20 protein-coding genes and 3 pseudogenes are annotated in these 24,403 nt (G+C 53.5%); 8 read left to right on the forward strand and 15 right to left on the reverse strand.

Translation table 11 applies throughout. The features are described 5' to 3' along the window. The 6 genes from ACLIBF_RS03740 (at nt 1) to ACLIBF_RS03765 (ending at nt 4,489) form a co-directional block, all read left to right on the forward strand. On the forward strand, nt 1–963 hold the full coding sequence (locus tag ACLIBF_RS03740) for a DHHA2 domain-containing protein (RefSeq protein WP_009652407.1): 963 nt from the start codon (nt 1–3) through the stop codon (nt 961–963). A gap of 3 nt (nt 964–966) precedes the next feature. Further along, nucleotides 967–1,395, forward strand: a complete 429-nt coding sequence (locus ACLIBF_RS03745; protein ID WP_009652460.1) for a universal stress protein — start codon at nt 967–969, stop codon at nt 1,393–1,395. 15 nt (nt 1,396–1,410) lie between these two features. Continuing rightward, entirely contained in the window at nt 1,411–2,697 is a 1,287-nt protein-coding gene (gene eno, locus ACLIBF_RS03750; protein ID WP_009652415.1) for a phosphopyruvate hydratase, read from the forward strand. A gap of 377 nt (nt 2,698–3,074) precedes the next feature. After that, nucleotides 3,075–3,710: a 2,3-bisphosphoglycerate-dependent phosphoglycerate mutase gene (locus ACLIBF_RS03755; protein WP_223175621.1), complete on the forward strand. Its 636-nt coding sequence runs from the start codon at nt 3,075–3,077 to the stop codon at nt 3,708–3,710. Nucleotides 3,711–3,744: 34 nt separating this feature from the next. Beyond that, on the forward strand, nt 3,745–4,119 hold the full coding sequence (crcB, locus tag ACLIBF_RS03760) for a fluoride efflux transporter CrcB (protein ID WP_016154442.1): 375 nt from the start codon (nt 3,745–3,747) through the stop codon (nt 4,117–4,119). Nucleotides 4,120–4,228: 109 nt separating this feature from the next. After that, the gene (locus ACLIBF_RS03765; RefSeq protein ID WP_016154443.1) at nt 4,229–4,489 is read left to right on the forward strand and encodes a cation-transporting P-type ATPase; all 261 of its coding nucleotides are present in this window, start codon (nt 4,229–4,231) and stop codon (nt 4,487–4,489) included. 168 nt (nt 4,490–4,657) lie between these two features. Here ACLIBF_RS03765 and ACLIBF_RS03770 read toward each other — a convergent pair whose 3' ends face one another. The 3 genes from ACLIBF_RS03770 to ACLIBF_RS03780 are packed head-to-tail and all read right to left on the reverse strand — an operon-like array spanning nt 4,658 to nt 9,353. Continuing rightward, complete coding sequence (locus ACLIBF_RS03770; RefSeq protein ID WP_016154444.1) at nt 4,658–7,717, reverse strand: efflux RND transporter permease subunit; 3,060 nt, start codon at nt 7,715–7,717, stop codon at nt 4,658–4,660. Then, nucleotides 7,714–8,661, reverse strand: coding sequence for an efflux RND transporter periplasmic adaptor subunit (locus ACLIBF_RS03775; RefSeq protein ID WP_165852143.1), 948 nt, complete (start codon nt 8,659–8,661; stop codon nt 7,714–7,716). The genes ACLIBF_RS03770 and ACLIBF_RS03775 overlap by 4 nt, the downstream gene beginning before the upstream one ends. After that, a complete protein-coding gene (locus tag ACLIBF_RS03780; RefSeq protein WP_009652481.1) occupies nt 8,658–9,353 on the reverse strand; it encodes a response regulator in 696 nt (231 codons plus the stop codon). Before ACLIBF_RS03780 ends, ACLIBF_RS03775 begins: the two co-directional genes overlap by 4 nt. A gap of 127 nt (nt 9,354–9,480) precedes the next feature. Here ACLIBF_RS03780 and ACLIBF_RS03785 point away from each other — a divergent pair, with 127 nt between their 5' ends. Further along, nucleotides 9,481–10,266, forward strand: a complete 786-nt coding sequence (locus ACLIBF_RS03785) for a MipA/OmpV family protein (RefSeq protein WP_016154445.1) — start codon at nt 9,481–9,483, stop codon at nt 10,264–10,266. Between the two features lie 1,619 nt (nt 10,267–11,885). On the opposite strand, the gene ACLIBF_RS03790 is transcribed toward ACLIBF_RS03785, so the two are convergent. From ACLIBF_RS03790 to ACLIBF_RS03810, 5 genes and pseudogenes are all read right to left on the reverse strand, one after another. After that, the gene (locus ACLIBF_RS03790) at nt 11,886–12,077 is read right to left on the reverse strand and encodes a heavy-metal-associated domain-containing protein (protein ID WP_016154448.1); all 192 of its coding nucleotides are present in this window, start codon (nt 12,075–12,077) and stop codon (nt 11,886–11,888) included. Nucleotides 12,078–12,422: 345 nt separating this feature from the next. Continuing rightward, nucleotides 12,423–13,892: an efflux transporter outer membrane subunit gene (locus ACLIBF_RS03795; RefSeq protein WP_009652383.1), complete on the reverse strand. Its 1,470-nt coding sequence runs from the start codon at nt 13,890–13,892 to the stop codon at nt 12,423–12,425. Nucleotides 13,893–13,909: 17 nt separating this feature from the next. Continuing rightward, on the reverse strand, nt 13,910–17,083 hold the full coding sequence (locus tag ACLIBF_RS03800; protein WP_009652455.1) for an efflux RND transporter permease subunit: 3,174 nt from the start codon (nt 17,081–17,083) through the stop codon (nt 13,910–13,912). Continuing rightward, nucleotides 17,083–18,297, reverse strand: coding sequence for an efflux RND transporter periplasmic adaptor subunit (locus tag ACLIBF_RS03805; RefSeq protein ID WP_009652401.1), 1,215 nt, complete (start codon nt 18,295–18,297; stop codon nt 17,083–17,085). The genes ACLIBF_RS03800 and ACLIBF_RS03805 overlap by 1 nt, the downstream gene beginning before the upstream one ends. A gap of 546 nt (nt 18,298–18,843) precedes the next feature. Beyond that, nucleotides 18,844–18,969: pseudogene (locus ACLIBF_RS03810) on the reverse strand (hypothetical protein); the annotation flags it as partial. Nucleotides 18,970–19,241: 272 nt separating this feature from the next. Between ACLIBF_RS03810 and ACLIBF_RS03815 the strand changes: the two are divergent. Continuing rightward, a pseudogene (locus ACLIBF_RS03815) lies at nt 19,242–19,628 on the forward strand (transposase); the annotation flags it as partial. Here the strand turns inward: ACLIBF_RS03815 and tssB are convergent. The 7 genes and pseudogenes from tssB to ACLIBF_RS03850 form a co-directional block, all read right to left on the reverse strand. Further along, nucleotides 19,626–19,930, reverse strand: a pseudogene (tssB, locus tag ACLIBF_RS03820) (type VI secretion system contractile sheath small subunit); the annotation flags it as partial. The pseudogenes ACLIBF_RS03815 and tssB sit on opposite strands and share 3 nt — an antisense overlap. Before the next feature lie 736 nt (nt 19,931–20,666). Further along, a complete protein-coding gene (locus ACLIBF_RS03825; protein ID WP_009652485.1) occupies nt 20,667–21,272 on the reverse strand; it encodes a DUF2913 family protein in 606 nt (201 codons plus the stop codon). 76 nt (nt 21,273–21,348) lie between these two features. Continuing rightward, the gene (locus ACLIBF_RS03830) at nt 21,349–21,915 is read right to left on the reverse strand and encodes a YagK/YfjJ domain-containing protein (RefSeq protein ID WP_009652434.1); all 567 of its coding nucleotides are present in this window, start codon (nt 21,913–21,915) and stop codon (nt 21,349–21,351) included. Nucleotides 21,916–21,990: 75 nt separating this feature from the next. Continuing rightward, nucleotides 21,991–22,407 (reverse strand): putative zinc ribbon protein, encoded by a 417-nt coding sequence (locus tag ACLIBF_RS03835; RefSeq protein ID WP_009652429.1) that lies wholly within the window; start codon nt 22,405–22,407, stop codon nt 21,991–21,993. Continuing rightward, the gene (locus ACLIBF_RS03840) at nt 22,395–22,814 is read right to left on the reverse strand and encodes a putative zinc ribbon protein (protein WP_016154451.1); all 420 of its coding nucleotides are present in this window, start codon (nt 22,812–22,814) and stop codon (nt 22,395–22,397) included. Before ACLIBF_RS03840 ends, ACLIBF_RS03835 begins: the two co-directional genes overlap by 13 nt. Before the next feature lie 289 nt (nt 22,815–23,103). Beyond that, nucleotides 23,104–23,343 (reverse strand): helix-turn-helix transcriptional regulator, encoded by a 240-nt coding sequence (locus tag ACLIBF_RS03845; protein ID WP_009652493.1) that lies wholly within the window; start codon nt 23,341–23,343, stop codon nt 23,104–23,106. A 152-nt stretch (nt 23,344–23,495) separates the two neighbouring features. Continuing rightward, nucleotides 23,496–24,065, reverse strand: a complete 570-nt coding sequence (locus ACLIBF_RS03850) for an inovirus Gp2 family protein (RefSeq protein WP_016154452.1) — start codon at nt 24,063–24,065, stop codon at nt 23,496–23,498. Nucleotides 24,066–24,403: the final 338 nt, after the last annotated feature.

The following is a 24,403-nucleotide window of genomic DNA, read 5'->3' on the forward strand; positions in this document are numbered from 1 at the left end:
ATGCAAAATAAAACCACATTACCGCTTACCGCAGAATCTCTCTCTTTTCAAAGAGATAATCCGATTTATGTCTTCGGTCATCGAAATCCTGACAGCGATGCTATTTGCAGCGCGCTGGTTGTGGCTGACTGGCTTAATTACACCGGTCGTCCCGCAACGCCCTGGCGCCTGGGGGATATCACCCCGGAAACCCGTTATATCCTCAACGCTGCGGGTGTTTCACAACCCGATTTACTCACCGTCGATCTGACAGATAAAACCGTATGGCTGGTTGATTTTACGGATGCAGAGCAGGGACCGTCTTCGCTGATGGACAGCAACGTCATCGGCATCATTGACCATCATCGTATTGGTACCCTTGTTACCCGCAATCCACCGGATGTCTGGGTGCGGGCGGTAGGATGCTGCGGAACAGTAATTCTCTCAATTCTCATGCATGACATTCCGATGCCGCTGACTGCCGCTCAGGCTGTGTTGCTGATGGGGGCGATCCTCAGTGATACCGTTGCGCTGACGGGTCCCACCACCACCACTCAGGATCAGGAATCCGTGGCTGTTTTGCGGGAAATCGCCGGTATCGATTATGACCAGTTTGTGACAGGGCTGCTGCGAGCCAAAACAGATATAACCGGGCAATCCGCGTCGGTTTTACTCAATCGTGACGCCAAAAATTACCGGATCCATGATGTGCCGCTGTTGTTGTCACAAATTGAGGTCCGCGACATGGCTGATATTACTCCCCTGTTGCCTGAGCTACTGCAGGAAATGGATAAAACCTGCAAGGACAGCGTGCTGGACATGGTGATCCTGATGGTGACAGACATTACCAGCCGGAACTCCGTTTTGCTTTTTTCAGACAGCAGCCTGACAGGCTCCCGCCAGGTATCGCTGCCCGGCATGACAAGCCGGAAAAAAGAAATCCTCCCCTGGCTGACCAACCGCTTCGCTTCTTATAAGAGGTGATTTATGCAAATTTACCGGCATGCCTTGTTACTTGTACAGAATGAAACCGATGGTCTGCTGTTGCTTGAGCAGGCAGAACGTCTGGCAAAAGAGATGGGCACCCGTATTACTGTCGGGCATCTCAGTGCTGACTATAGGGAACTGGATTATACCAGTGACTCATTAACCAAAGACCGTCAGTCCCGCGAAGTTATTGATGCAAAGGCAATGCTTAGCCGTCTGGTGGAGTCCAGCAGTATTGATATCAACGTCAGGTCCATCGTCAGCATCCATCGTTTCCGGGACGTTGAGGCCGTTGTTCAGCATGAAGATATCGATCTGGTCATGCTGGGGCATGAAAACCGCCTGTTCGGGGTTTTTTCCTCCTTTTCTTTCGAATTCATCAATCACCTTTCTGTTGATGTTCTGATTAAACATATTCCAGCCCCTTAAAAGAAGGTCAAACTTATGAGCTTTGAAATTGAATGTATCATCGCAAGAGAAATTCTGGATTCCCGCGGTAACCCGACCGTAGAGGTTGAAGTGACTTCTGTAGGGGGCAGTATGGCCCGTGCCTCCGTTCCTTCCGGTGCCAGCACCGGCTCCCGTGAAGCCATCGAGCATCGCGATGATGACAAGACACGTTTTGGCGGTAAAGGTGTTCAGGATGCGGTCCAGTGCGTCAATACCGAAATTAACGATGCCCTGCAGGGCTACGATGTACGCCGCCAGAAAGAAATCGACAACTGTCTGATTGCCCTTGATGGCACAGAAAACAAAGGCCGGCTGGGTGCTAATGCGATCCTTGGCGTATCGCTGGCAGTATCCCGCCTGGCGGCACAACTATCCTCTACCCCGCTCTACCGCTATCTGGGTGGCGTCGGCGCGAATCTGCTGCCGGTTCCCTGTATGAATATCATTAACGGCGGAGTTCATGCCCGCTGGCAGGGCGCTGATTTTCAGGAGTTTATGATTGCACCATGGGGAGCCTCTTCCGTACGCGAAGCTATTCGCTGGGGCAGTGAGGTCTACCAGGCCCTGCGTCAGGTCCTGCTGGAAAAAGGTTTATCCGCCGGCGTGGGCGATGAAGGCGGTTTTGCACCGGCCGTTTCCTCAAACCGTCAGCCGCTGGAGCTTATCGTGGAGGCAATTAGCAAGGCGGGATACCGCCCAGGCGAAGATATCGTTATTTGCATGGATCCGGCCTCCAGTGAATTCTACGTCGATGGGAAATATACCCTGCGTACCGAAAATACCCGGCTCAGCGCCGACGAAATGACCCGCTACTATGAGCAACTGGTGAAGGATTTCCCGATAGTCCTGATTGAAGATGGCCTTGCGGAAGACGACTGGGCCGGCTGGCAGCTCCTGCACCGCGCGCTCGGCGATAAAGTTGAGCTGGTTGGCGATGATATCTTTGTGACCAATGTGAAATATATCCAGCGAGGTATCGATGAAAACCTGGCCAATGCCGCATTGATCAAACTGAACCAGATAGGCACCCTGAGTGAAACCATCGAAGCCGTCCAGTTGTGTCAGGATAACAACTGGGGAACCTTTATTTCGCACCGGAGCGGGGAAACCGTGGACAGCTTCATTGCAGATATGACCGTCGGCCTGCGGGCTGGTCACCTGAAAACCGGTGCACCCAGCCGTGGGGAGCGCATTGAGAAATACAATCAACTGATGCGTATTGAAGATGAATTAGGTGATGCCGCCATCTTCGCCGGTAAAGCCGCCTTCAAAAAACGCTGATTCCGTCACCCTTCCCGTATGCTCAGATACGGGAAGGGGTAGGGTGGTTCTGTGAACGGAAAAATACTCATACTGTAACAGCAACGGGGATCCAGGCAAACTGTCTGGTTTTCCTGATCGCTGATGCCTTTTTTAATATACTGCCGGATGATACCAGTGCCGTTGTAATCGCGCTGTTCATCGGGAGCGGTGCCCATCTTCTGATGCGTCACCTCCTTGACCGGAGTCCAGGTAAATCCGGGTAATCAGTACAAACAACTCAACGGGTTCAGGTCCTTCCGGTTCAGTTGTGGGTGACAGACAGGTAGTTGTTATGGGGAAAATTATTTTACTCCGCCATGGCGAAAGTTAGTTGAATCGCAAAATCGTTTTACCGGATGGGAAAATGTCCCGCTGATGCTGAAAGGAGTGGAGGAAACCCGGCGCGCAGCAAACCTGATAAAACGGTCCGGAATCAGTGTGCCACTACAATCATAGATGGAGCCTGCACATCCGTTCTGAACCGGGCAATTCATTCGCTCTGGCTGATAATGGAAGCGCTGAATCAATTGTGGTTACCGGTGGACAAATCATGGCGGTTAAATGAACGTCATTACGGTGCGCTTCAGGGAATGAACAAAGATGAAGCCACTCAACAGATTGGCCAGAAAATCGTTTATCACTGGCGGAGGAGCTATCGTGGTATCTCCCCTCCGTTGCCGGATGCACCTGCTTCACTTCATCGTGAGGCACGTTATCGTCATGTGTCCCTGACGGATTTGCCGGGGGGAGAAAGTCTGGAAATGACGCAACGAAGGTTGTTGCCTTACTGGCACCACGTCATTGTCCTGCGCGTCGCCAGTGGCGAAACCATGTTGCTGGTCAGTCATGCTAATACACTGCGTGCGCTGACCATGTTTATTGAGCAGATTGATGAAAATAAGGTTCCCGATCTGCATGTCCTGACGGGAATCCCCGTACTGTATGAAATGAATGAAAAACGGGCCATCACCGCACGTTATTCCCTTGAATGACGGTCTGATGGTGCCCTGATTTCAGCGAGGTGGTATGTACAAATCATTATTCGCGGTGGTGATAGGCGGATCGATCGGCTGTGTGATCCGCTGGATACTGTCCATGCGTCTCAATGCACTTTTCCCCAATCTTCCACCTGGTACCCTGGTGGTTAATCTGGTTGGCGGATTTATCATCGGTATGGCACTGGCCTTTTTTGTCCGGCAGCCTCACCTTGATCCCGCCTGGAAGTTTTTTATTACCACCGGCATATGTGGCGGTATGACAACCTTTTCCACCTTTTCTGCTGAGGTGGTGGTGTTACTTCAGAATGGCAATTATGCATGGGCTGTCATTTCCGTACTGACGCACGTAACTGGCTCGCTTCTGATGACTGCCACTGGTTTCTTTGTGATGACACTGCTGTAAAAGCATATGCGCCATACACTTAACCGCGCCATGTCTCCGGCAGATTTTCATTTTATCGCCATAACAACATACCTGACCTGCCGGGTCAGGTATTTCCGGAGAAGGGTGTATGGAGATGCTCCCTGAGAATATCGTGAAGGGACTTTCCGAAGCCGAGGTGCAGACCCGGCTGGGTCAATGTGGCTATAACGAAGTGCGTGAACAGCCTCCGGACCAGGTGCGTGCTATCCTCAAACGTCTGCTGGGTCCCATCCCCTGGATGCTCGAAATTGCGCTGGTACTTGAAGTGGTTCTGGGAAAGACGACTGAACCAGTGCGCGCTCAGACAACGACGAACCATCCATTCACCTCATTCGGAGGTCACAGATAGTCGCTGTCTCACACGCCGAATCCCCTCCTGAGTTCACCACGATCCAGCAGGTCATGGCGGCGTCCGGCGCCATGATCCTAGCAGTCGCAACCGGCAGCGACGGTCATCCCCATATCCGCGGGTTGCAATCATTAGTCGAAGCACTAGGCGATGATACGGCAGGACTCGTCAGGGATACGGTTTCCAGTGAAAGATTAGACTTATTGCTGCCGGCAGTAGTGTCAGCGTTGCCAGTGTGGCTGAAAGCAGCCCACCAATAATGGCAAATGCCATCGGTCCCCAGAAAACATCCCGGGCAATCGGCAGCATCCCGAGAATGGCCGCCGAAGCGGTCAGCATGATGGGGCGTGAACGGTGCAGCGCGGCGACTTTGATCGCCTCATCCGCAGTGAAACCATTTTTCATCCCCACATCCACTTCGCTAATAAGAATGACGGCATTACGGATGATCATCCCGGCCAGTGCAATGATCCCCAGCAGCGCCACAAACCCCATCGGTATGCCAAAAGGCAGCATAGCCACAACTATCCCAGGCAAACCAAACGGTGCCATCAGCAGGGCCAGCAGCATCGACGAAAAGCGTTGTAACTGAATCATCAGCAGTAACAGCATCACCATCAGCGTGACAGGCAATACCGCATACACTGAGCTGTTTCCTTTCTCCGATTCCACAACCACTCCACCTTCCTCCACACTGTAACCCGGCGGGAGACTCTCCCGGAAACCGGCAACCACCGGAGAGAGTGCCGATGACACGGTCTCTGCACGAACGCCGGGCGCGGTATCCGACTGAACCGTGATAAACGGCAACCGCTGCCGACGCCAGATAACCGGATCATCCAGCGTCCATTCTGGCGTGGCGACCTGTCCCAGGGGAACTTTATTCCCGGTCGATGATGTCAGCATCAGAGCATTCAGTAACGCCGGGTTTTGTCGTGAGGCTTCATTTCCCCGCAGCACCACATCAATCTGGCGGTTACGGTCGCGCAGGGTGGTCACGGTGGTTCCGGAAAACAGCGTGGCAAGCGTTCCTGCCAGTGACTGAGACGTCATGCCGGTGGCACGCGCCTGCGTCTGATCCACCCGCAGACGGATGACCCGCTCCGGTTCACCGGACGTCAGATTGACACCCCGGGTATCGGGATTGCGGGCAATCATCCCTGCCAGTTGCGTGGCCAGTTCACGTACACGGGTATTATCCGGCCCGGATACCCGGTATCTGACCGGCCAGCCCACCGGAGGGCCCAGCTCCAGTGTGGATACCCGGGTTGTGAGCGTACTGAAATCTTTCGACAGGATCTGCTCAAGCTGTTTCTGCAGCCGGTTTCTCGCCGCTTCATTTTTCGCCACTACGACCAGCTGGGCAATGTTCTCTTTCTGCAGCAGAACATCCATCGGCAGATAAAAACGCACAGCGCCGGAACCGATGTAGCTTGAGTAATGGTCAATATCAGGATTATCGCGCAACTTCGCTTCAAACTTCAGGACGTCGCGGTGCGTCTGTGCCTGGCTGACATTCTGCGGCAGAGTCAGGCTCACCAGCAGCTCCGGGCGATCGGACGCTGGGAAAAACTCACCCTGCATCAGCAGGGCTCCGCCCCCGGACAATATCAGTATCGCCAGGGCACAACCGAGTGTCTTGCGCCGGTGCTGCATCACCCGGTCGAGCAGGCGGGTATAATGACGGTGAAAGAAACTGTGCTTATGTGACTGATGTGAATGCTGTTCCGGCAGTAACCAGACGCCGGTAAGCGGCGAGAAAAGAACCGCAACCAGCCATGAGCTCAGCAGCGCTGTCAGTACCACCACAAACAGGGAGTAGCAGTATTCTCCTGCGCTCGATGCCGCAAATCCCACCGGTATAAATCCGGCAATCATCACCAGTGTCCCCGTCAGCATCGGGAACGCGGTGGTACGAAATACCTGCGTGGCGGCCACACTCAGGGCATCGCCAGCCTCAAGCCGCGACACCATGGCTTCTACGGTGATCATGGCATCATCAACCAGCAGTCCCAGTGCAATGATCAGGGCACCGAGGGAGATTCGCTGTAGCCCTATTCCGGCCAGTTCCATCCCGGTAAATGTCATGGCCAGCACCAGCGGAATGGCCACGGCGACCACCAGACCTGCCCGGCTGCCCAGCGAAACAAAAGAAACGGCCAGCACAATAATAACGGCCTCAACCAGCACCTGGACGAATCCTCCCACCGCGTCACTGACTACGGCCGACTGGTCTGCCACCTTCTCCACACTGATCCCGTAAGGAAGATGCGTGCGGATCCTGTCCATCGTCGCGTTCAGCGCCCGACCAAAATCAACAATATTTCCACCGCGAGCCATCGAAATCGCCAGCCCGAGTGCTGGTTTACCGTTAACCCTAAACTCCGGTGAGGGCGGATCTGCCTGCTGCAGTGTGACCGTGGCCAAATCGGTGAGTGGGATAAAACGGTTTCCGGTATGCAGCACAATTTGCCGCAGGCTGTCCACGGATGTGAAGGCGCCACTGACTTCCACCGACATATTTTCCTGTGATGTCCGGATACGTCCGGCGGGCGTGACGGCATTCTGTGCCTGCAGAGCCGCCGTCACCTGCTGAAGATCGAGTCCCATTCCCGACAGTTTCAGTGGATCAAAAGCAATCACCACCTGTTGTTCGCTGTCACCCAGCAGCGTAACTTTCCCTGTTCCCGGAACAGCCAGCAGAGATGTCCGGATATCATCGACGGTATCGCGTAACTGCCGGGGAGTGAAGCCGTCCGACGTGAAGCCATAAATTGTGCCGTATGTATCATCGAATTCATCATCCACGGCCGGGGTGGTGGTGCCGTCCGGCAGGGATGCCCGGATGTCGTCCATCTTTTTCCGCACGCTATACCAGATACCCGCAACCTCTGACGGCGGTGTGTCATCACGCAGGTTCACAAAAATCACCGACGAGCCCGGACGCGTGTAACTCTCGATATAATCCAGATGTGGGATTTCCTGGAGCTTCTTCTCCAGCGTGTCGGTGACGAAACTGACGGTATCTTTTACCGTTGCGCCCGGCCACTGTGCCGACACCACGGCGGTCTTAATGGTAAACGCCGGATCTTCGCTGCGCGGCAGATTTAGAAAGCTCATGACGCCTGTCACCGTGACCATCAGCATCAGAAAAGCCACCAGTTGTCGGTGGGCCAGTGCCCAGGCAGAAAGATTAAAACCGCCGGAAGCGTGCATAACATTTTTCATTTTTGGTTCTCCGTCAGCACGTTTTCCCCGTCACGTAACTGACTGACCCCGGCAGTGACCACCTGTTCACCGGCTGTCAGCCCTTTGCGGATGAGCACCGAATCGGTCATATAGGCCGCAATGTCAACGGGTGTCAGGCGCAGGCGATTTTTGCCGGTGTCCACCACGAACACTGCCGGTTTCTGTTCTTTCCTCGTCAGGGCAGATGCCGGTACCTGAAACACTTCACTGCCGCCCAGGGGTAATGACCCGGTGACCGTCGCCCCCATAGCCATTACCGCGGGTGCATTCTCAAGGTCATAGCGTACCCGCCAGGTCCGGGTCTGTGTGTCGGCCTGCGGGCTGATGTCACGCAGCGTTCCGGTTACCGACACCGACGGGTTATCCGCCATACGCAGGGTGAGTGTCTGCTGCTGTTTCAGGGTGTCAGCCAGAGCCCCCGGTACGCTGAAGACCGCATCACGGGCCCCTGACTGCGCCACCCGCAGGATTTCCTGTCCGGTGGTCACTACCTGTCCCGGACCGGCGCTGACGGTGGTGACCACCCCGGTAACCGGTGAGAGCAGTCGCGCATACCCCAGACGGTCCGCTGCACTGCTCAGGTCGGCCTGAGCGCTCTGCAGTTTTGCTGTTGCCGTGTCGCGGTTTGTGCGGGCCTCGTCAAGCTGAACCCGGGCAACCGCACCCTGCGGGGCAAGCAGCGTCATGCGTCGCAGGTTTATCTCAGCAAGCCTGGCGCTTGCCTCGGCTTCCTGTACTGCCGCCTGAGCACTGCGGTACTGATTACGCAAATCGGTATCATCCAGTTCAGCCAGTACCCAGGCATCCAGCAGGGCAAAACGCAGCCACATGCACAGGGCGATAAGCACGACACTGCCGGCCGCCAGCGACAACACCCTGACGCAAATCCAGCGCCATAATGAACGGGACTCTCTTTTTTTCATGGCTGCAGATACCGGTAACCGATCCCTCTCACGCTGGTCAGCACACCGCTGACCCCCGCTTTTTCCAGTTTGCGGCGTAGGTTATAGATGTGTGTATCAACCACCCTCTCCAGCGCATCACTTTCCGGCAGGCAGTGTTCAAGCAGCGTCTGACGGGAACAGACGCTCCGGGGGCGGGTCATCATCATGTCCAGCAGTGAAAACTCGGTGGGGGTCAGCTCAAGGTGCACCCGGTTTTCATCGTGAATAACAGCGACTGACATGGTGTCCCGGTTGAGTTCAACGGCCCCCACCCGGCGATAATTTTCAGCGCTAGCATGCGCTGCCGCCCCACGCCGTAACACCGCCTGCACCCGGGCCACGACCTCACCCGGATCATAAGGTTTGACGACATAATCATCCGCACCGAAGCGTAAGGCCCCGATACGGTCCGGGGCCTCGCCCATTGCGGTGACCATTATCACGGGAACATCGGATTCGCGGCGCAGCCGGCTGAGTATTTCTGTTCCGGTCATACCCGGCAGCATGATATCAAGCAGAATAAGTGCAGGATGCTGGGTAAGGGCGGCTTCAAGTCCTGCTTTTCCATCATGGGCCAGTATGACCCCGAAGTTTTCACGGCGAAGATAGGCTTCGAGCACATTCGCCGCATCCCGGTCGTCCTCGATAATCAGAATACGTTTTGTGTTCATTCATTCTGCCTTGATGGTTTCTTGATGGTTTCCACGCTGAGTCTTGATAAAGCATCGTCATAATCCACTGCGGGTGGCCGGGCGGGTCACAGCTTACCGTAATGCATAAACATAAAACGAGGGATATATGATGGCAACGTATTCGTCTGTAACAGGGTGTACAGTGATCCTGCTGGCAGCGACCTGCGGGTCCGCTATTGCCGACAGCGGCAATCAGGATGGAGTGACGGTGGGGATAATGGGAGAAAACGCCCCCCGCTACAGTGGCGCGGATAAGCAGCACTGGACAGTGATGCCTTCCCTGCAGGTCCGTAAAGGCGCGTTTTTCTTCGACTCAACAAAAGGTATCGGTTATGACCTGCAGACGGATAATGGCCTCTATTTTGAAAATGCGTTCGGATACAGTTTTGGCCGTGCCGATCAAAATTCATCGTGGCGCGATGGTTCTGACAAACTGAAAGGAATGGGAAACATCCGTGGTGCACTGAACACGCAGGTTGCTGTTGGCTGGCAGGTGAACAGCTGGTTTACCCCGGAAATCCGTGCAACTCTGCCGCTGACGGATTCACAGGGGGTACAGTACCAGGCCTCGCTGACGCTCGTGCCCTGGCAGAACGACACAGATACGGTTGCCCTGCAGGGCGCGGCACTTTTTGGTGACGCCCGGTACATTAACACCTGGTACGGCGTTAATGCTGCCCAGAGCCGCACAACCGGTTTCCGGGAATACAACCGTAGCGCAGGATTTTATGCTACGCAGACTACCCTGAGCTGGCAGCATCAGTTTAATGAACACTGGGGCACCCTACTGGGCGCTTCATATGCCTGGCTTGCGGATAAAACCAGTGACAGTCCTGTTGTGTCAGCGCGAGACAATATCAGCGGTTTTGCTGGTATCAACTGGACATTCTGACACGCCAGGAACTGGCAGAGTCTCCGAAAAGTGGACTATCAGAAACATATATTTGAATGTTGATATCAGATGATGTTTTGCGAGTCATCTACTGGCTTGGAAATGGCTTCAAGCCCTGAGTGATATATCACCGGAAGATTACGAGCAGGAGCATGTACTATTACACTTTCAGTGGAGTGGATTATAAGCGCAGGATAATAGCATATGAGGACAGCATTAAAATTCATTACATTCCCAAATCCTTTATCTATATTCTCGCTAGTATAAAATCATGTATAGCGAAAGAAAACCCTAGCACCTTAAATAAGACCGCACCGACAGTCTTTTGCGCCGAGGTTCTTCTCCCCCCCATAAACAATGACCACGAAAATATCAGGAAAACTACGACATCACATGTCAGATGGGCCGAATCCCAGCTTAACCAGAATTGACGAATGAATACTTGAAAAATTTGACATAAATTGAATATCGTCATTCCATAATAGTATGGGCATAGTACGAACTGCCAGCTAGTTTGTTCCGTCCGTTGAGTCTCTAACTGACTATTATTTTAAGACTAACATATCAGTCTCTTTGATTTTTAGATAGCAATAATATTTGCTGATATTACTTCATTGAGTACTTCTACCGCCATACTGGCATCAAGATTCTTGACCGACACATAGACCTTTATATGAGCCTCCACGCTATCGAGAATTATCTCGAACGTACGGTCAAGCTCTTCTGGATAGTAGTTCATCACGCTGTCGAACACGCTATTGTACGATGCCCTGACAATCCCATTACATACCGTAAGGAATAAGGCGATATTTCTCATTCAGAACTGAATCACATGCGGTAGCAGGAGGATGAAAATCAGCTACTGAAGAAACAGGTGGCTGGCCTGAGTGTGGACAAGGAGATGCTTCAGGAGATGCTGAAGCAAAAGTTCTAAGGCCGGCACAGAAATACCAGTCGGTGCATTCTCTGCGGGAAGCATATCGTATCAACGCCTACCGGGGACGCGGGTTACTAATGCAAAGCAGAACTGTTTAACCGCCGCTATCGGACATAAATACTGGATTTTAATCTATTTAGAACTCAGAATGAGGTACGGGAGAATTACATTATGCTGGCTGAGGTAATACAATAACGAGCGGCCTCATGAATCTCTGAATAACCTGATACAGGAAGAGGTATCGGCTGATGACTGAAAACCCGGAGCTATCAAGAAGTGCATGGAACAAAAATGGCATGCTTAAACTTACAGCGTTTGGTTTACGTATACTTCGCTCTTCTTACTTTTTATGATGATAAATTTGGCATACCACCCTGTTCTTAATATATTTAAAAAAAACCAAATACTCCCTCCACAAATACTTGACGTCACATGATACATTAATGAGGCCTTAAAAGAAAAAACCGATGATTTAGTAAATCACACATAAATATTGAACACAATACATTTAACATAGAGAAAAAATTAGTGAGTTAAGTAATAGACATATTAAATCAAAACTACAACTCAAGACATCTAAACACCCCACCATGGTGCATAATAATAACAGAAATACTTCTAACCGTAAGGATACATGATAAAAAATGGTTACCACAGCGGGGAGGTAACCATTTTTAGTTAACTACTCTCTCGGAGGAAAACCTGCCTCACGTAAAGCATTAGCAACTTGTTCAGTAGATAAAGAAGTTTTCACTTCGATCTTACGAGTCGGTGGATCAGTTATGATACTTGCCTCAGGATCAATATTTTGAATCACTTTAGTCACTGTCCGGGCACATCCGCCGCATGTCATATTTTCTAGATGTAATTGCATATATATATCCTATTTAGTTGTAGTAACTTCAATGATAGAACTTGCCACCGTTGTAAGGTCAAGCCCTATCGCCAAAAATTTTCGTGCTTATATTCTCTGACTAAGCGTTTCACCTGAGGTGGGGATATATACTGCCCCAAAGTATTTCAAGTAAACCGTTCAGTTGTGCTTTCTGCCGGCTGTCGGGCAACAAGACGAAGACGTAGCAGTCCTCGCAGTAAAAGAAGTGGTTGCCGCGCCGTAACCCCTTATCCCTACGACAATGCAATACGCGGGCGGTTTTATCCCTCCACCCACGTATTGCCGACCTTATCGCCAGACAGTGGCGTTAACCTGCCCGGAGAGTTATGGCTTAGCCGGAGAGCTTTCTGTCCATCCGCCCCCCAGCGCTTTATACAAATTGACCAAATTGCTCATTCGCGCCAGTCGGGTCTGAACCAGAGTTTGCTGTGCACTGAACAGCGCTCGTTGCGCGTCAAGCTCCGCCAGATTATCGTCAATACCGGCCCGGAAGCGCTGTGAGGCCAATTCATAGTTAGCCTGGCTGGCCTGCACCAACAATTGTTCTGAACGGAATTGATCGTCCAGGGTTTGTCTGCCCGCCAGGCCATCAGCCACTTCGCGGAAGGCAACCTGAATCGCCTTCTCGTAATTCGCAATTTCGATGCGCTTTTGTACCTGGGCTAGGTCCAGATTGGCGCGCAGAGCGCCTCCCCGGAAAATAGGCAACGAGATTTGCGGAACAAAACTCCAGGCCGCTGACCCCGGCTCGAACAACCCGTCCAGACTCGAACTGGCCGTACCAGCCGATCCTGTCAAACTGATTGCCGGGAAAAATGCCGCGCGAGCGGCCCCGATATTGGCATTGGCCGCACGCAGTTGCTGCTCTGCCGCACGGACATCCGGACGACGCACCAGCAATTCTGCCGGCAAGCCCGCCGGCAACGCGGAAGGGATGATGTCATCGGGCAAGGTATTCGCCTTATCCAGGCTGGCCGAGAGTTCGGCCGTCAATGGCTGCCCTAAAAGCAAAACCAGTGCATTGCGATCCTGCGCCGCCACCCTCGTATAAGCAGCCTGACTGACTTCCGCAGTACGCAACGCAATCTCTGCGCGCCGCAAATCAATTTGCGTTGCATTACCCGCATCAAACAGCGCCTGGGTCAATGCGTAAGTCCTCTTTTGCGTGCTCAGCGTATCGTGAGCCAGTTGCAGCAACTCCTGATCCGCACGCAACGTCAGATAAGCGTTTGTCACCTCAGCGAGCAGGCTCAGCCTTGCCGCAATCCGTGTTTCATCCAACGCCAGGTACGTTGCCAGCGCCCGATCGCTGAGGCTACGAACCCGTCCCCACAAATCCAGCTCCCAGGCTGACACCGCACCATTAACGTCATAACTCCGCGTTATCTGCGTTGTACCACTCGGGCTGACATCTGCGGGCAGACGCTGCACGGTAGCGCCCGCATCCACATTCAGTGTTGGCAACATATCGGCACGACGGATCCGGTACTGAGCCCGCGCGGCCTCAACATCCAGCACCGACTTGCGCAGATCGCGGTTGTTTGCCAACGCGACCTCAAGTAATTGTTGCAACAACGGATCACGATAGAAATCGCGCCAACCGATATCAGCCACGGCAGTCTGAGCCGCTGAAACTGTTCCCTGAGCATAAGCCGCTCCCGAAGGATAGCTTGAGCTCGTTGGTGCAGAAGGCCGTTCGTAGTCCGGCGCCATAGTACAACCGGCCAATACCAGCGCCATCGCCAGCACCGAGAGTTTATTAATACGATGGTTCATTTCATACTCTGCTTTCATTATTCTCTCTCCGCCCGTCATGGCCGTGAATCACTGATTGCCCGCTGTGCCTGCTTGATTTCCCGGCGAATAACCAGCTTACGGACCACGACATAGAACACTGGCGTCAACAAGAGTCCGAACAGCGTCACCCCCAGCATCCCGGCAAACACGGCAATCCCCATGGCATGACGCATTTCCGCACCGGCACCGCTCGCGATCACCAAAGGCACAACCCCCGCAATAAATGCCAACGAGGTCATCAGTATCGGGCGCAGACGCAGGCGAGCGGCCTCCAGCACAGCAGCCAGAGGATCGACGCCTTCACTCTCTCTGGCGCGAGCGAACTCGACGATCAGGATTGCGTTTTTCGCCGCCAGTCCCACCAGCACCACAAAACCAATCTGCGTGAAGATGTTGTTATCTCCATTCGATAGCCAAACCCCGGCGATCGCGGAAAGTAATGCCATTGGGGCAATTAACAGCACCGCAAACGGCAGCGACCAGCTGTTGTATTGTGCGGCCAGGATCAGGAACGCCAGGAACACCGCCAACGGGAAGATATACAGCGCCGAGTTGCCAGTCTGCTTCTCCTGGTAAGTCAGATCGGTCCATTCGTATGTCATTCCCTCAGGCAGCGTTTCACTAACGATCTTCTCAATAGCTGCCGTTGCCTGTCCGGAGGAGTAGCCAGGCGCTGCGCCACCGGTAATATCCGCCGACGGATAACCGTTGTAACGCATAACACGGTCTGGTCCAGAGGTACGGGTAATGTTCACCAGCGTTCCCAGTGGGATCATGTCACCCGCGGCATTACGCACTTTAAGCAACCCGATATCTTCAGGCTGCATACGGAATTGCGCATCCGCCTGAGTGATCACCCGATACGTACGACCGAAGCGGTTAAAGTCATTTACATACAGCGACCCCAGATTCACCTGCAACGTATCAAAGATATCGGTCAGTGCGACGCCCTGAGACTTGGCTTTGACGCGGTCGATATCAACCTGCAACTGAGGTGCGTTGGTCTGGAAACTGGCCATCATCCCTGCCAGTTCAGGAGCCTGCATGGCCTTCGCCATAACCATCCCTTGAACACGGGTCAGCTCTTCAAAGCCAAGCCCTGCCCGGTCTTCGATCTGGAGTTTAAATCCTCCCATGCTGCCCAGCCCCGGTACCGGTGGTGGCGGGAAGATCCCGACAAAACCGTCAGGTATCTGGCTAAATTTCCCCATCAGGCTACCGGCAATAGCCTCGGCAGACAGCGAAGGATCCTTACGTTCACTGAAGGGTTTCAGCATGGTAAACATCAATGCGGAGTTAGGCATGTTAGGGCCGTTTACCGACAACCCAGGAAACGCCACGACGCTTTCCACTCCAGGTTCCGCCAGCGCAATTCGGGACATCTCTTTCACTACGGCTTCCGTGCGATCCAACGAGGCGCCGGAAGGCAATTGAGCAATCCCAACCAGATAGTATTTGTCCTGAGCGGGCACAAAACCGTTAGGAACCTGCTGGAACCCCAACAGTGTCAGGCCCAGGAAACCGGCATACAGCACCAGCACGATGATACTGCCGCGTACGGCCCGGCGGACTGCGCCAACGTAGTTGTTCGACAATCTATCGAAGAAAGCGTTAAAGCGACGGAAGAAACCACCGAATACGCGATCCATGATGCGCGTCAACCTGTCGGCCTGCGCCATATCCTGATGGGGTCTAAGCAGAACCGATGCCAGCGCCGGCGACAACGTCAACGAGTTGATCGCAGACAAGATCGTCGAAATGGCGATGGTCAGCGCGAACTGGCGATAGAACTCCCCCTGCAATCCTGACAGGAACGCAGAAGGAATAAACACAGCAGCCAAAACGGAAGTAATGGCTAAAATAGGGCCAGTCACCTCGTCCATGGCCCTTCTTGCCGCTTCTTTCGGAGAACGGCCCTGTGCAATATGCCGTTCGACGTTTTCAACCACCACAATGGCATCATCGACAACGATACCAATCGATAACACCAGACCAAACAACGACAGCGTGTTGAGCGAAAAGCCGAACAAATACATGAGGGCGAAAGTACCGACCAACGAAATAGGTACCGCGACCAGAGGGATGATCGAAGCCCGCCAGGTTTGCAGGAACAGCATCACCACCAGTACCACCAACACCGTCGCCTCCAGCAACGTCATTGCCACTGATTTCAACGAGGCGCTGACAAACACTGTCGGGTCATAAGCGATACGGTATTCGATACCTTCCGGGAAGTTGGCCTGCAGCCTCGCCATCGTCGCCCGAACCGAGGCAGAGACGTCCAGCGCATTGGCGCCTGGCGTCATAACGATGTGCATACCCACGGCATTTTTATCGTCCAGCAGGCTGCGCAGGGAATAGTTGTCCGATCCCAATTCCAGACGCGCAACATCGCGCAGGCGGGTAACCTGCCCGTCAGCGCCAGCTTTGATCACGATATCGCCAAACTGCTCAACGGTGGTCAGACGCCCCTGGGCATTGATACTGACTTCGAAGGCTGAGGAGCTGTTCGGCTGTTGACCGACAGAACCGGCCGCGACCTGGACATTCTGCTCACGAATTGCTGCGGTCACATCACTGGCCGTCAAACCGCGGGAAGCGACTTTGGTCGGATCCAGCCAGACGCGCATCGCGTATTCACCCTCGCCCCCAAGCGTGACGCTGGCAATACCTGGCAAGCGTGATAGCTCATCACGCACGTTCAACATGGCATAGTTGGAAACATAAAGCGGATCGTAGCGATCGCCCTGTGCAAATATATGCACAACCATGAGGATATCCGGTGACGTTTTCTCCGTCACGACACCGATCTGCTGCACCTCAGTCGGCAAGCGCGGCAAGGCCCGAGAAACCCGGTTCTGCACCTGAATCTGCGCAATATCGGGGTCGGTTCCCTGCCGGAATGAAATCGTCAAGACCATTCGACCGTCGGCAGACATCTGGGAACTCATGTACAACATGCCTTCCACCCCGTTGATTGCCTGTTCCAGTGGAGCAGCAACGGTGTCAGCAATCACCTTAGGGTTAGCACCAGGGTAGCTTGCCGAAACCTGCACGGTAGGCGGTGTTACCGATGGGTATTCACTCAGCGGAAGCTGAAAGAAAGCCAGAGCGCCAGCTATCAGCATAAACACCGATAACACAATCGCGAAAATAGGCCGCTGGATGAAGAAGTGTGGGAATTTCATTATTGGCCTCCCCCTTCAACGGAGCCGGCTTTTTCCCCCTCGCTAACCGACGCGCCAGAAGCCTGCATCGGGGTCAAACGCGGCGTCACCGCCATACCGGGACGCACCAGCCCCTTGATAATAATGTTCTCACCGGCTTTCAGGCCACTCTTGACCACGCGCAAACCATCAACCACCGCGCCCAGCTCAATCGGGCGATACTGCGCCTTATTATCCGCACCCACCACCAGGACATAGTTGCGTCCCTGATCGCTCCCTATCGCCTGATCGTCAATCAGAATCGCCTGATGTGCCGCACCGGTGGCCAGCTGCACGCGGGCAAAGGCACCTGGCGTCAGTTTCCCATCGTCGTTAGGGATTACGGCACGTACCCTGACAGTACCGGTACTACGATCGATCTGATTCCCGACAAAATCGAGCGTTCCCTGATGCGGGAAACCTTTTTCTGTCGCCAGCCCAACATGCACGGGTAAACGCTCTTCCACCTTGTTAACTGCGTCAGGACGTGCCTTGCTGACTGAATTAAGGAACGTCGCTTCGTCAATATCAAAGTAAGCGTATAGCGGATTGACGGAAACAATCGTTGTCAATAGCGTCGCAGATCCCGTACCACCGCCGCTGACCAGATTTCCCTCAGTCACCAGCATGCGATCCACGCGGCCGGTAATCGGTGCCACCACGCGCGAATAAGACAAGTCCAGTTTCGCCGCCGCAACCTCGGCCTTTGCAGCCTGCACCTCAGCCTGACGAGCATGACGTGTAGAAGCGGCGTCATCGTAATCTTTCCGGGATACCGCGCCATTGTTCACCAGCCGACCAACTCGTTCAAAATCGCGATTGGCCTGGATAGCCAGCGCTTCTGCCTGCTTGAGTCGTGCTTGCGCGCTGTCAAGAGCCACCTGGAATGGACGAGGATCAATTTGGAACAGCAGCTGCCCCTGACGCACCATGCTGCCTTCAGGTACGCTGACAGCGTCGATGGTACCGCCAACGCGTGGGCGTAGCTCTACGGTTTTTGGGGCCGCCAATGAACCGGTAAACTCTGCCGAAGGGACTATCTGACGCGAGAGCACTTCGGCTACGGGAACCTGGGGAGCCATAGGTGCGGCCGCTGCGGCCGGCTCATCGTTGCCGCCACTATCCCGGGCAAACGCAATCCCGGCAGTGGCGATGATTGCGGCCGACACAATCAGAACCCCAATTTTCATTTTCATAACAGTGATCCTTTCATACGCCACAGGCAGCCCCGGCCCATCCGAAAACGGCGCTGTAGCAATTTCTTACAAGGCTAAAGGTTGATGTTACTGGAAGGTCAAGCACACCAATTAAAAAAAATGAAAAACATCCAATCAGGCTTAATTAATATTTAATGTGTAAGCGTTAAACGAGCGCCGTATTGACGATTATTTATCGGGAAGAACCACGTTCCATGGAAGTAGTTCGGCCACTTTGTTGCTGGACTACTCCGGTAGTATGCTCAAGATATGGCGAAGGTAGTGACCCATGCAGCAATTGAGCTCACCGCTGAAGACTCACGCCAGACCTTCCCCCTTCTCCCGGGATAGCCGCCTGCGGCAGCATGTCATTCGTCATCGCGCTGCCAACCTGACCATTCAGAACCAGCGGCACAACATGCCGCATTTCTTTACGCAACTGGCTGATTTGCTAGCGCGGGACCAGCAGATGATTGGTAGGTGCTTGGCTGTCCGCGTGTCTCCGGGGTCAGACACTGACCTTTACTGACAGCTGGCGGCCCCCATTAAGGTCGGAACCACAGTACTTGGCGGGCTGTGCTGCAGGCGCTGATACTGCCCCAGTACCAGTTCGGCGCTGTTCAGAACATTTAGCATCCAGAACGGGGACATGTCTGCCATGCGCTCGTTACTATAGGGCAGGATCGTCTACCGGGGTGGGGTCAGTCCATCAACGGCTCGGAAGTGTCTAGATTACCCGTGGCGATTCAAGAAGGTTGAATATGATTCCCGACTCATTAATGGAACGCTGCATGATGTTATGCATTACGGGTTGACATTACGATGTGACGGGCCGGGTTAGCTGTATGGAGCCTGTACACAAGTTTGTGTAATTGCCTGATTTTGATATGTTCAATTCAACATCAAAAGCAGGTTACTTTATGGACGAAAAACAGTTGTAGGCTCTGGCTAACGAACTGACCAAAAATCTCAAAACCCCTGACGATCTCAACCAGTTCGATCGCCTGCTGAAAAAAATCAACGTTGAGCGCCGCCTCAACGCCGAAATGCTCCATCACCTCGGCTACGGTAAACATCAGTCTAAACCGGGTGCCAACTCCCGCAACGGCTATTTCACAAAAACCGTTACCACCGGCGATGGCCCGCTGGAACTGCGTACGCCGTGCGATCGTGACGGCTCCTTCGAGCCCCAACTGGTGAAGAAAAACCAGACCCGGATCACCGGGATGGATAACCAAATCCTGTCACTGTACGCCAAAGGGATGACCACCCGTGAGATAGTGGCTGCGTTCAAAGAGTTGTATGACGCGGATGTCTCACCGACGCTGGTAGTCCTTCATGCTCCGGAAGGTCAGACTGATGTTGTCTTCACTGCCATCATCAGCAAGCGTGTTTTTAACGGTAAGATTGACTTTTGGGGAATATTCAGAAATGACAGAATCACAATTATTTTTATTCAAATCAACTTTTTTGCGCTCAGACAAGGGGCAGACTCCTGACCATTACTGAAGTCGCCCGCCACGAGCAATTTCAGGGGGAGCTCCGTTTTCTTGCTCGCACCACCGGTATGCAAATCAAGTTTTAAATTAATACGCGCTTTAGGGATTTCGGACTGAAAGGAAGAATTAGACATGGCTGTCCCTGTTCTATGGAGTGATAGAAACGGTCAATGCCAGTGAAAAATAAATAAGAAAAAATTACCCAGCCAGAACAACTTTCCGGTTCGCGTCATCCGACGTAAATAAAAATCCCGGAACCAAAAAAAGCGGGCGCATTCCATCCACCAGCATGTCGACACTGTATTTTCTGGGTATTTGTCTGAAATGAAAAATTTCGGATAAGGCCCAATGGCTGGAGTTTGGGAACGTTCCCTGCCAGATCGAAAATGAAAAAATGTAACAAAGATTTACATTCCTGGCTTTTAACAAAAAAAATATCATCTTTCTGATTTATAAAAATTTTACACCATAACCCTTCAGGCCCCGCGGGATAAGGATGTACAGAAAATGATCAATTTGGCTTAGGGTGTATATTTGTACAAAATATCACCAGTCACGTGAAATATCTGATTTTGTACTTTTATCAGAAATTGAGAAGCTGGACGTGACTGAGCATGTGAAAAACTGGCGACAGTTTCAGGTTTCCATCATTTCTTATTATTCACGTAAACCGGGCTTATTTATTTTTTTTCAGATTAAAGGAATTGCAACGCCCGGACTTTACGCATATCTCATACCTGTACCAGCGATATGAATATCTCAGCCGCCGGTGCATTAGCGCGACCAGGAACAACACCCGTTCGGTTTACAGAAAGACAGACGTGGACAGTGATGAGCTTTGCTGCGGGTTGAGAACGGTTGTTTTACTGCTCAAGGTTGTAACACGATCCGATTCGACTCCAGCATGACAGCCGACAGTGTATGAGCCGCAAAAACAGCCATACAGGCTGACAAGTCGCCATTCACAAGAAACTCAACCGGCGCAACGAGTTTCCCTCCATCCGAAAATCCGCAGGTCAGTGCCGACTTCCTTACCAGCAGTGCATTCGCATCGCTGTATTCCAGGGCCAGAAGCGTTTCATTGTCCCAGTCCCTGTCACTCACCGCTGCATTGACCCAGCCCCGCGATTTAAGCTGTTCAATTGCGTACGTCAGCCGATACAAATCCGACTGCGCTGACACCGGTCCGGTGCACGAAGACCACAGATATTCCAGACGACTGAATAAGCTGGCGGCAAGGCCTTTGTTACGCCCCAGCGTCAGCAATCCCTCAATATCAGATGCGATTGCACGTGGAAACCGTTTTTGCTTATACGCCACCGTTAACCAGCGCAGTATAAATGCATGCGTGCTGAGTGGCGACAATGCCTGACCATCCTGCTGAGCGGTACGTAAGGCGACAAGGGCGCACCAGGCGAAATGCGCAAGTGCTGTGACGGTTTGTTCCGGGGGTAAGGTATCGTGAGCTTTTTTCATTCAGGGATTATATCGGCGCTGCAGACACCGGGGAAGACCTGGATAACTCCCCCATTAATTAGAGAAGCTATTACTTTCACGGACAAATCATCCCCGTTCTGGCCGTTGCTATTGGCTCTGACATGGCCTTAACATGCACGGTAAGCTGGTTAAAGGGTGTTGCGAAGACTCCCTGAGCGACGCGGTTAATAATGATCTGCGTCATACTCGTTACACCGTCAGTGCAGGCGGTACCGGTCACCTTTTGCCATGCGTCGGCGATGATGGCGTTAAGCCCCGGAGGCGCACTGTCGGTCAGTTGCAGGTTTCGCCCTGTACCCAGCGTATCGAGATTGAGCAGCAGCACCATTTTGCACTCCGGTGCGCTGGCCGTCTCCCATATCCAGCGTAACAGCGTCGGGAGTGAACGATGTCGTGCCTGCTGACGCTGGCGCGAATATTCGCCGGTGCGCTGCCAGACTTCAGAGTGAAAACGCAGAATCAATGACCGGTATTCGCTCATGGCTTCACGATACGGTAGCGCCAGCGTAAAGCTGAATGCCGCCAGTCGCGGGTAATGGTCAACGGCCTGTTGCAGAAATGCACGCGTGCTGACGGCATCCGCGCTGACAGCATCAGACGCCCGTATGTAAGAATGATTCATAATGCAGACTCTCTTTAGGTTAAATCAGGGAGGACACCGCCTCTACGGCGGTATCTGGTTCATAAAGACGGGGAACTATCTGGTACTGCAGCAGTAGTTTCTCTGCCAGTGCGCTTCTTCGATGCTGTAGATACCAGTCAGACACCGGGGACAGTGCTTCACGCCCTGGTAATGGTCGCCGCACCACACGCAGTACCAGGAGAGCACCATTACCGTCGCTTCCAGCCCGTTGATGAGACTGCGCAGCTTTCGGTGCCGGGCTTCGGTTTTCACTTCCGGGTCAAGGTGGGCGCAGGCCATCAGCACATGCCGGGCCACGCTCTGCTGGTCATGTTCAAACCACGGCGGCTCCCCGTATGTCCCCGCATGGAGCACCAGTCGACAGCCGCAGGACGCGCAGCTCCATATCTGCCCCGGCGCACTCACGGCCTCCCCGGCTGTCGCGAAGTGGCCTTCGCGGTCATTGGCCAGATAACATTTCAGCATGCGCATGCCGTCACTTCCTCTATCCGGTTGGTATCAGCACGCACATCACTGTGCTCGCCCGTCCGGCAGGTGAGGCAGTAGCGCTCACCGTGGTAATCACTGCCGCAGCCGTGACAGTGCCAGTCTGCGTAGAAAACCAGGGGACGGGCTTCCGGTACATAAGACTGCAGTTGCCGGATATGGCGGGTCTCCCTCACCCCGGGCTTTACATACGGGCAGTGCTGTCGACCGTTCTCCGAAAGCTTTGCTGCATGATGTTCAAACCACGGACGTTCGGTGTCGTATTCAGGATGGTACTGCAGGGCACTGGCACACAGATGGCAGCTGTAGCGGTCATACGGCGCGGTCTGCGCGGTTATGGCTCCCGTGAGACGGCCGTTGCCGTCCAGAGCCATAAACGATTTTGCATACATAGTGGTACTCTCCTTACCGCCAGACGACACGCAGGCGTCAGCCGTCCCGGTACGGGCAGCGTGGCAGGGTGAATGGCGGTTCAGTTATGCGTTAGCGGGTCGGTACGGTTGGTGGTCGGCACCGGAATACAGAAAGGTTACGGTTGTGCAGGTGCGTCGGTGGGTCTGAAACAAACGGGACAGGGTCTGGCGCCACAGTACTGTCGCCGGCAACGGGGACACGTCCAGCGAACCGGGATGGCCTGTGGCTGAGTGCGGCGTCGTTTTTCCATTCAGATATCCTCCCTGCTCAGACGCCACGGGAATCAGCAATACGCTGCTGCATCCAGGCTTCCACCTCGCTTCTGCGCCAGCGGGAGCTGCGCCCCAGCTTGATGGGTTTCGGAAACAACCCGTCGCCAATCAGTTTGTAAAACCATTTGTCGGTCATCCCGGTAAACGTGGTGATAAAGGTCATGTCGATAAGCGGGTCCTGAGCTGAAAGCAGTGTGTCAGGGCTGGCATTAATATTCGTATTCAACGTGGTCATGGTATTTTTCTCCCTCTGAGGATATGGCTATCGGGAGACGTCCGGTGGTGGTTGAATCATGGGGTTACCGGTTCTCCTCAGAGGATAGGGGAACGTTGTAAAAAATTACCCGGCCCGCACAATCAGGCCTGATGAATCGAGATATGTCTGGCTCAGCCACGGCTGCAACCGAAGTTACGCTCACCGTCACCGGTGATTTTGGTCTCCAGCTTGGCTAAATAGGCCGCCTGCGACAGGGCCTGTTGCAGTTGAGCACCATCGCCACGTGTCAACCATGAGACTGGACTCGCCGGGAAACGAGCCAGAACGGCATGCGCCTGTGCATCCACCTTCAGGGCGCTGCACCACGCTTGTTTAATCATACCTGCAAGCGAATCCGGGTCTTTGTAATCTCCCGGTCCGCACCACGTATCGCGGTTCAGCAACAGCACCGCGTGGTAATGCTTCTTCCCTTTGATTTCACCAAACTCCCGCGCCCAGATAAAACGCAGCGTGGTCGGCCAGACGCGTTTGCCCTCGCGACGTTGACGCGTCTGAAGGGCATCAATCCGGGCTTTCAGGGAATCGGTGAAGCGGGAGATAACAGCAGCATCGGTGGCCGCTGGCGTATCCGGCAGACGGAGGTCAACACGCAGGGCCAGTAAGCGGGTGTAAGCGTTAAGAGCGCAACTGAAGGTATCAGCGATGCGTTGCTGCCAGTAAGGGTCGTATGTGTAACTCATTAAAATGGACTCCGGTGGGTTATCGTTCATAACCATTACCGGTGCTGTTAAAAAAAACTTATTGCCTTCAGCGAGTCCGCCAGTCGATCCCTCAGAGACGGCTGGCTTCAGTAAAATATCGTGGCTGGCAGAATGATTGCGTAAAGGGTAATCGCCTCTCAGAAATCGGTTCTAATGCCGGGTGACCCGAAGGCTGCGAAAAAACAGTCTTCCCGTTAGACGATGGCGGGTACGCTTGACATAAGCGGCGTCAACGAGTTCATCGGGTGGCAAATCACGGGTGATATTACAAATCGTCGCCAGTGCTGTATCGGAGAGTTTAAAACTCCGTGACAAGG

It is taken from the genome of Pantoea sp. PGP6 (assembly GCF_053474785.1).

What these genes read in the sequence shown, in the direction of transcription:
- ACLIBF_RS03740 (WP_009652407.1), top strand. Translation starts at nt 1, where the DNA reads ATGCAAAATAAAACCACATTACCGCTTACCGCAGAATCTCTCTCTTTT.
- ACLIBF_RS03745 (WP_009652460.1), top strand. Translation starts at nt 967, where the DNA reads ATGCAAATTTACCGGCATGCCTTGTTACTTGTACAGAATGAAACCGAT.
- eno (WP_009652415.1), top strand. Translation starts at nt 1,411, where the DNA reads ATGAGCTTTGAAATTGAATGTATCATCGCAAGAGAAATTCTGGATTCC.
- ACLIBF_RS03755 (WP_223175621.1), top strand. Translation starts at nt 3,075, where the DNA reads ATGGGAAAATGTCCCGCTGATGCTGAAAGGAGTGGAGGAAACCCGGCG.
- crcB (WP_016154442.1), top strand. Translation starts at nt 3,745, where the DNA reads ATGTACAAATCATTATTCGCGGTGGTGATAGGCGGATCGATCGGCTGT.
- ACLIBF_RS03765 (WP_016154443.1), top strand. Translation starts at nt 4,229, where the DNA reads ATGGAGATGCTCCCTGAGAATATCGTGAAGGGACTTTCCGAAGCCGAG.
- ACLIBF_RS03770 (WP_016154444.1), bottom strand. Translation starts at nt 7,717, where the DNA reads ATGAAAAATGTTATGCACGCTTCCGGCGGTTTTAATCTTTCTGCCTGG.
- ACLIBF_RS03775 (WP_165852143.1), bottom strand. Translation starts at nt 8,661, where the DNA reads ATGAAAAAAAGAGAGTCCCGTTCATTATGGCGCTGGATTTGCGTCAGG.
- ACLIBF_RS03780 (WP_009652481.1), bottom strand. Translation starts at nt 9,353, where the DNA reads ATGAACACAAAACGTATTCTGATTATCGAGGACGACCGGGATGCGGCG.
- ACLIBF_RS03785 (WP_016154445.1), top strand. Translation starts at nt 9,481, where the DNA reads ATGATGGCAACGTATTCGTCTGTAACAGGGTGTACAGTGATCCTGCTG.
- ACLIBF_RS03790 (WP_016154448.1), bottom strand. Translation starts at nt 12,077, where the DNA reads ATGCAATTACATCTAGAAAATATGACATGCGGCGGATGTGCCCGGACA.
- ACLIBF_RS03795 (WP_009652383.1), bottom strand. Translation starts at nt 13,892, where the DNA reads ATGAAAGCAGAGTATGAAATGAACCATCGTATTAATAAACTCTCGGTG.
- ACLIBF_RS03800 (WP_009652455.1), bottom strand. Translation starts at nt 17,083, where the DNA reads ATGAAATTCCCACACTTCTTCATCCAGCGGCCTATTTTCGCGATTGTG.
- ACLIBF_RS03805 (WP_009652401.1), bottom strand. Translation starts at nt 18,297, where the DNA reads ATGAAAATGAAAATTGGGGTTCTGATTGTGTCGGCCGCAATCATCGCC.
- ACLIBF_RS03825 (WP_009652485.1), bottom strand. Translation starts at nt 21,272, where the DNA reads ATGAAAAAAGCTCACGATACCTTACCCCCGGAACAAACCGTCACAGCA.
- ACLIBF_RS03830 (WP_009652434.1), bottom strand. Translation starts at nt 21,915, where the DNA reads ATGAATCATTCTTACATACGGGCGTCTGATGCTGTCAGCGCGGATGCC.
- ACLIBF_RS03835 (WP_009652429.1), bottom strand. Translation starts at nt 22,407, where the DNA reads ATGCGCATGCTGAAATGTTATCTGGCCAATGACCGCGAAGGCCACTTC.
- ACLIBF_RS03840 (WP_016154451.1), bottom strand. Translation starts at nt 22,814, where the DNA reads ATGTATGCAAAATCGTTTATGGCTCTGGACGGCAACGGCCGTCTCACG.
- ACLIBF_RS03845 (WP_009652493.1), bottom strand. Translation starts at nt 23,343, where the DNA reads ATGACCACGTTGAATACGAATATTAATGCCAGCCCTGACACACTGCTT.
- ACLIBF_RS03850 (WP_016154452.1), bottom strand. Translation starts at nt 24,065, where the DNA reads ATGAGTTACACATACGACCCTTACTGGCAGCAACGCATCGCTGATACC.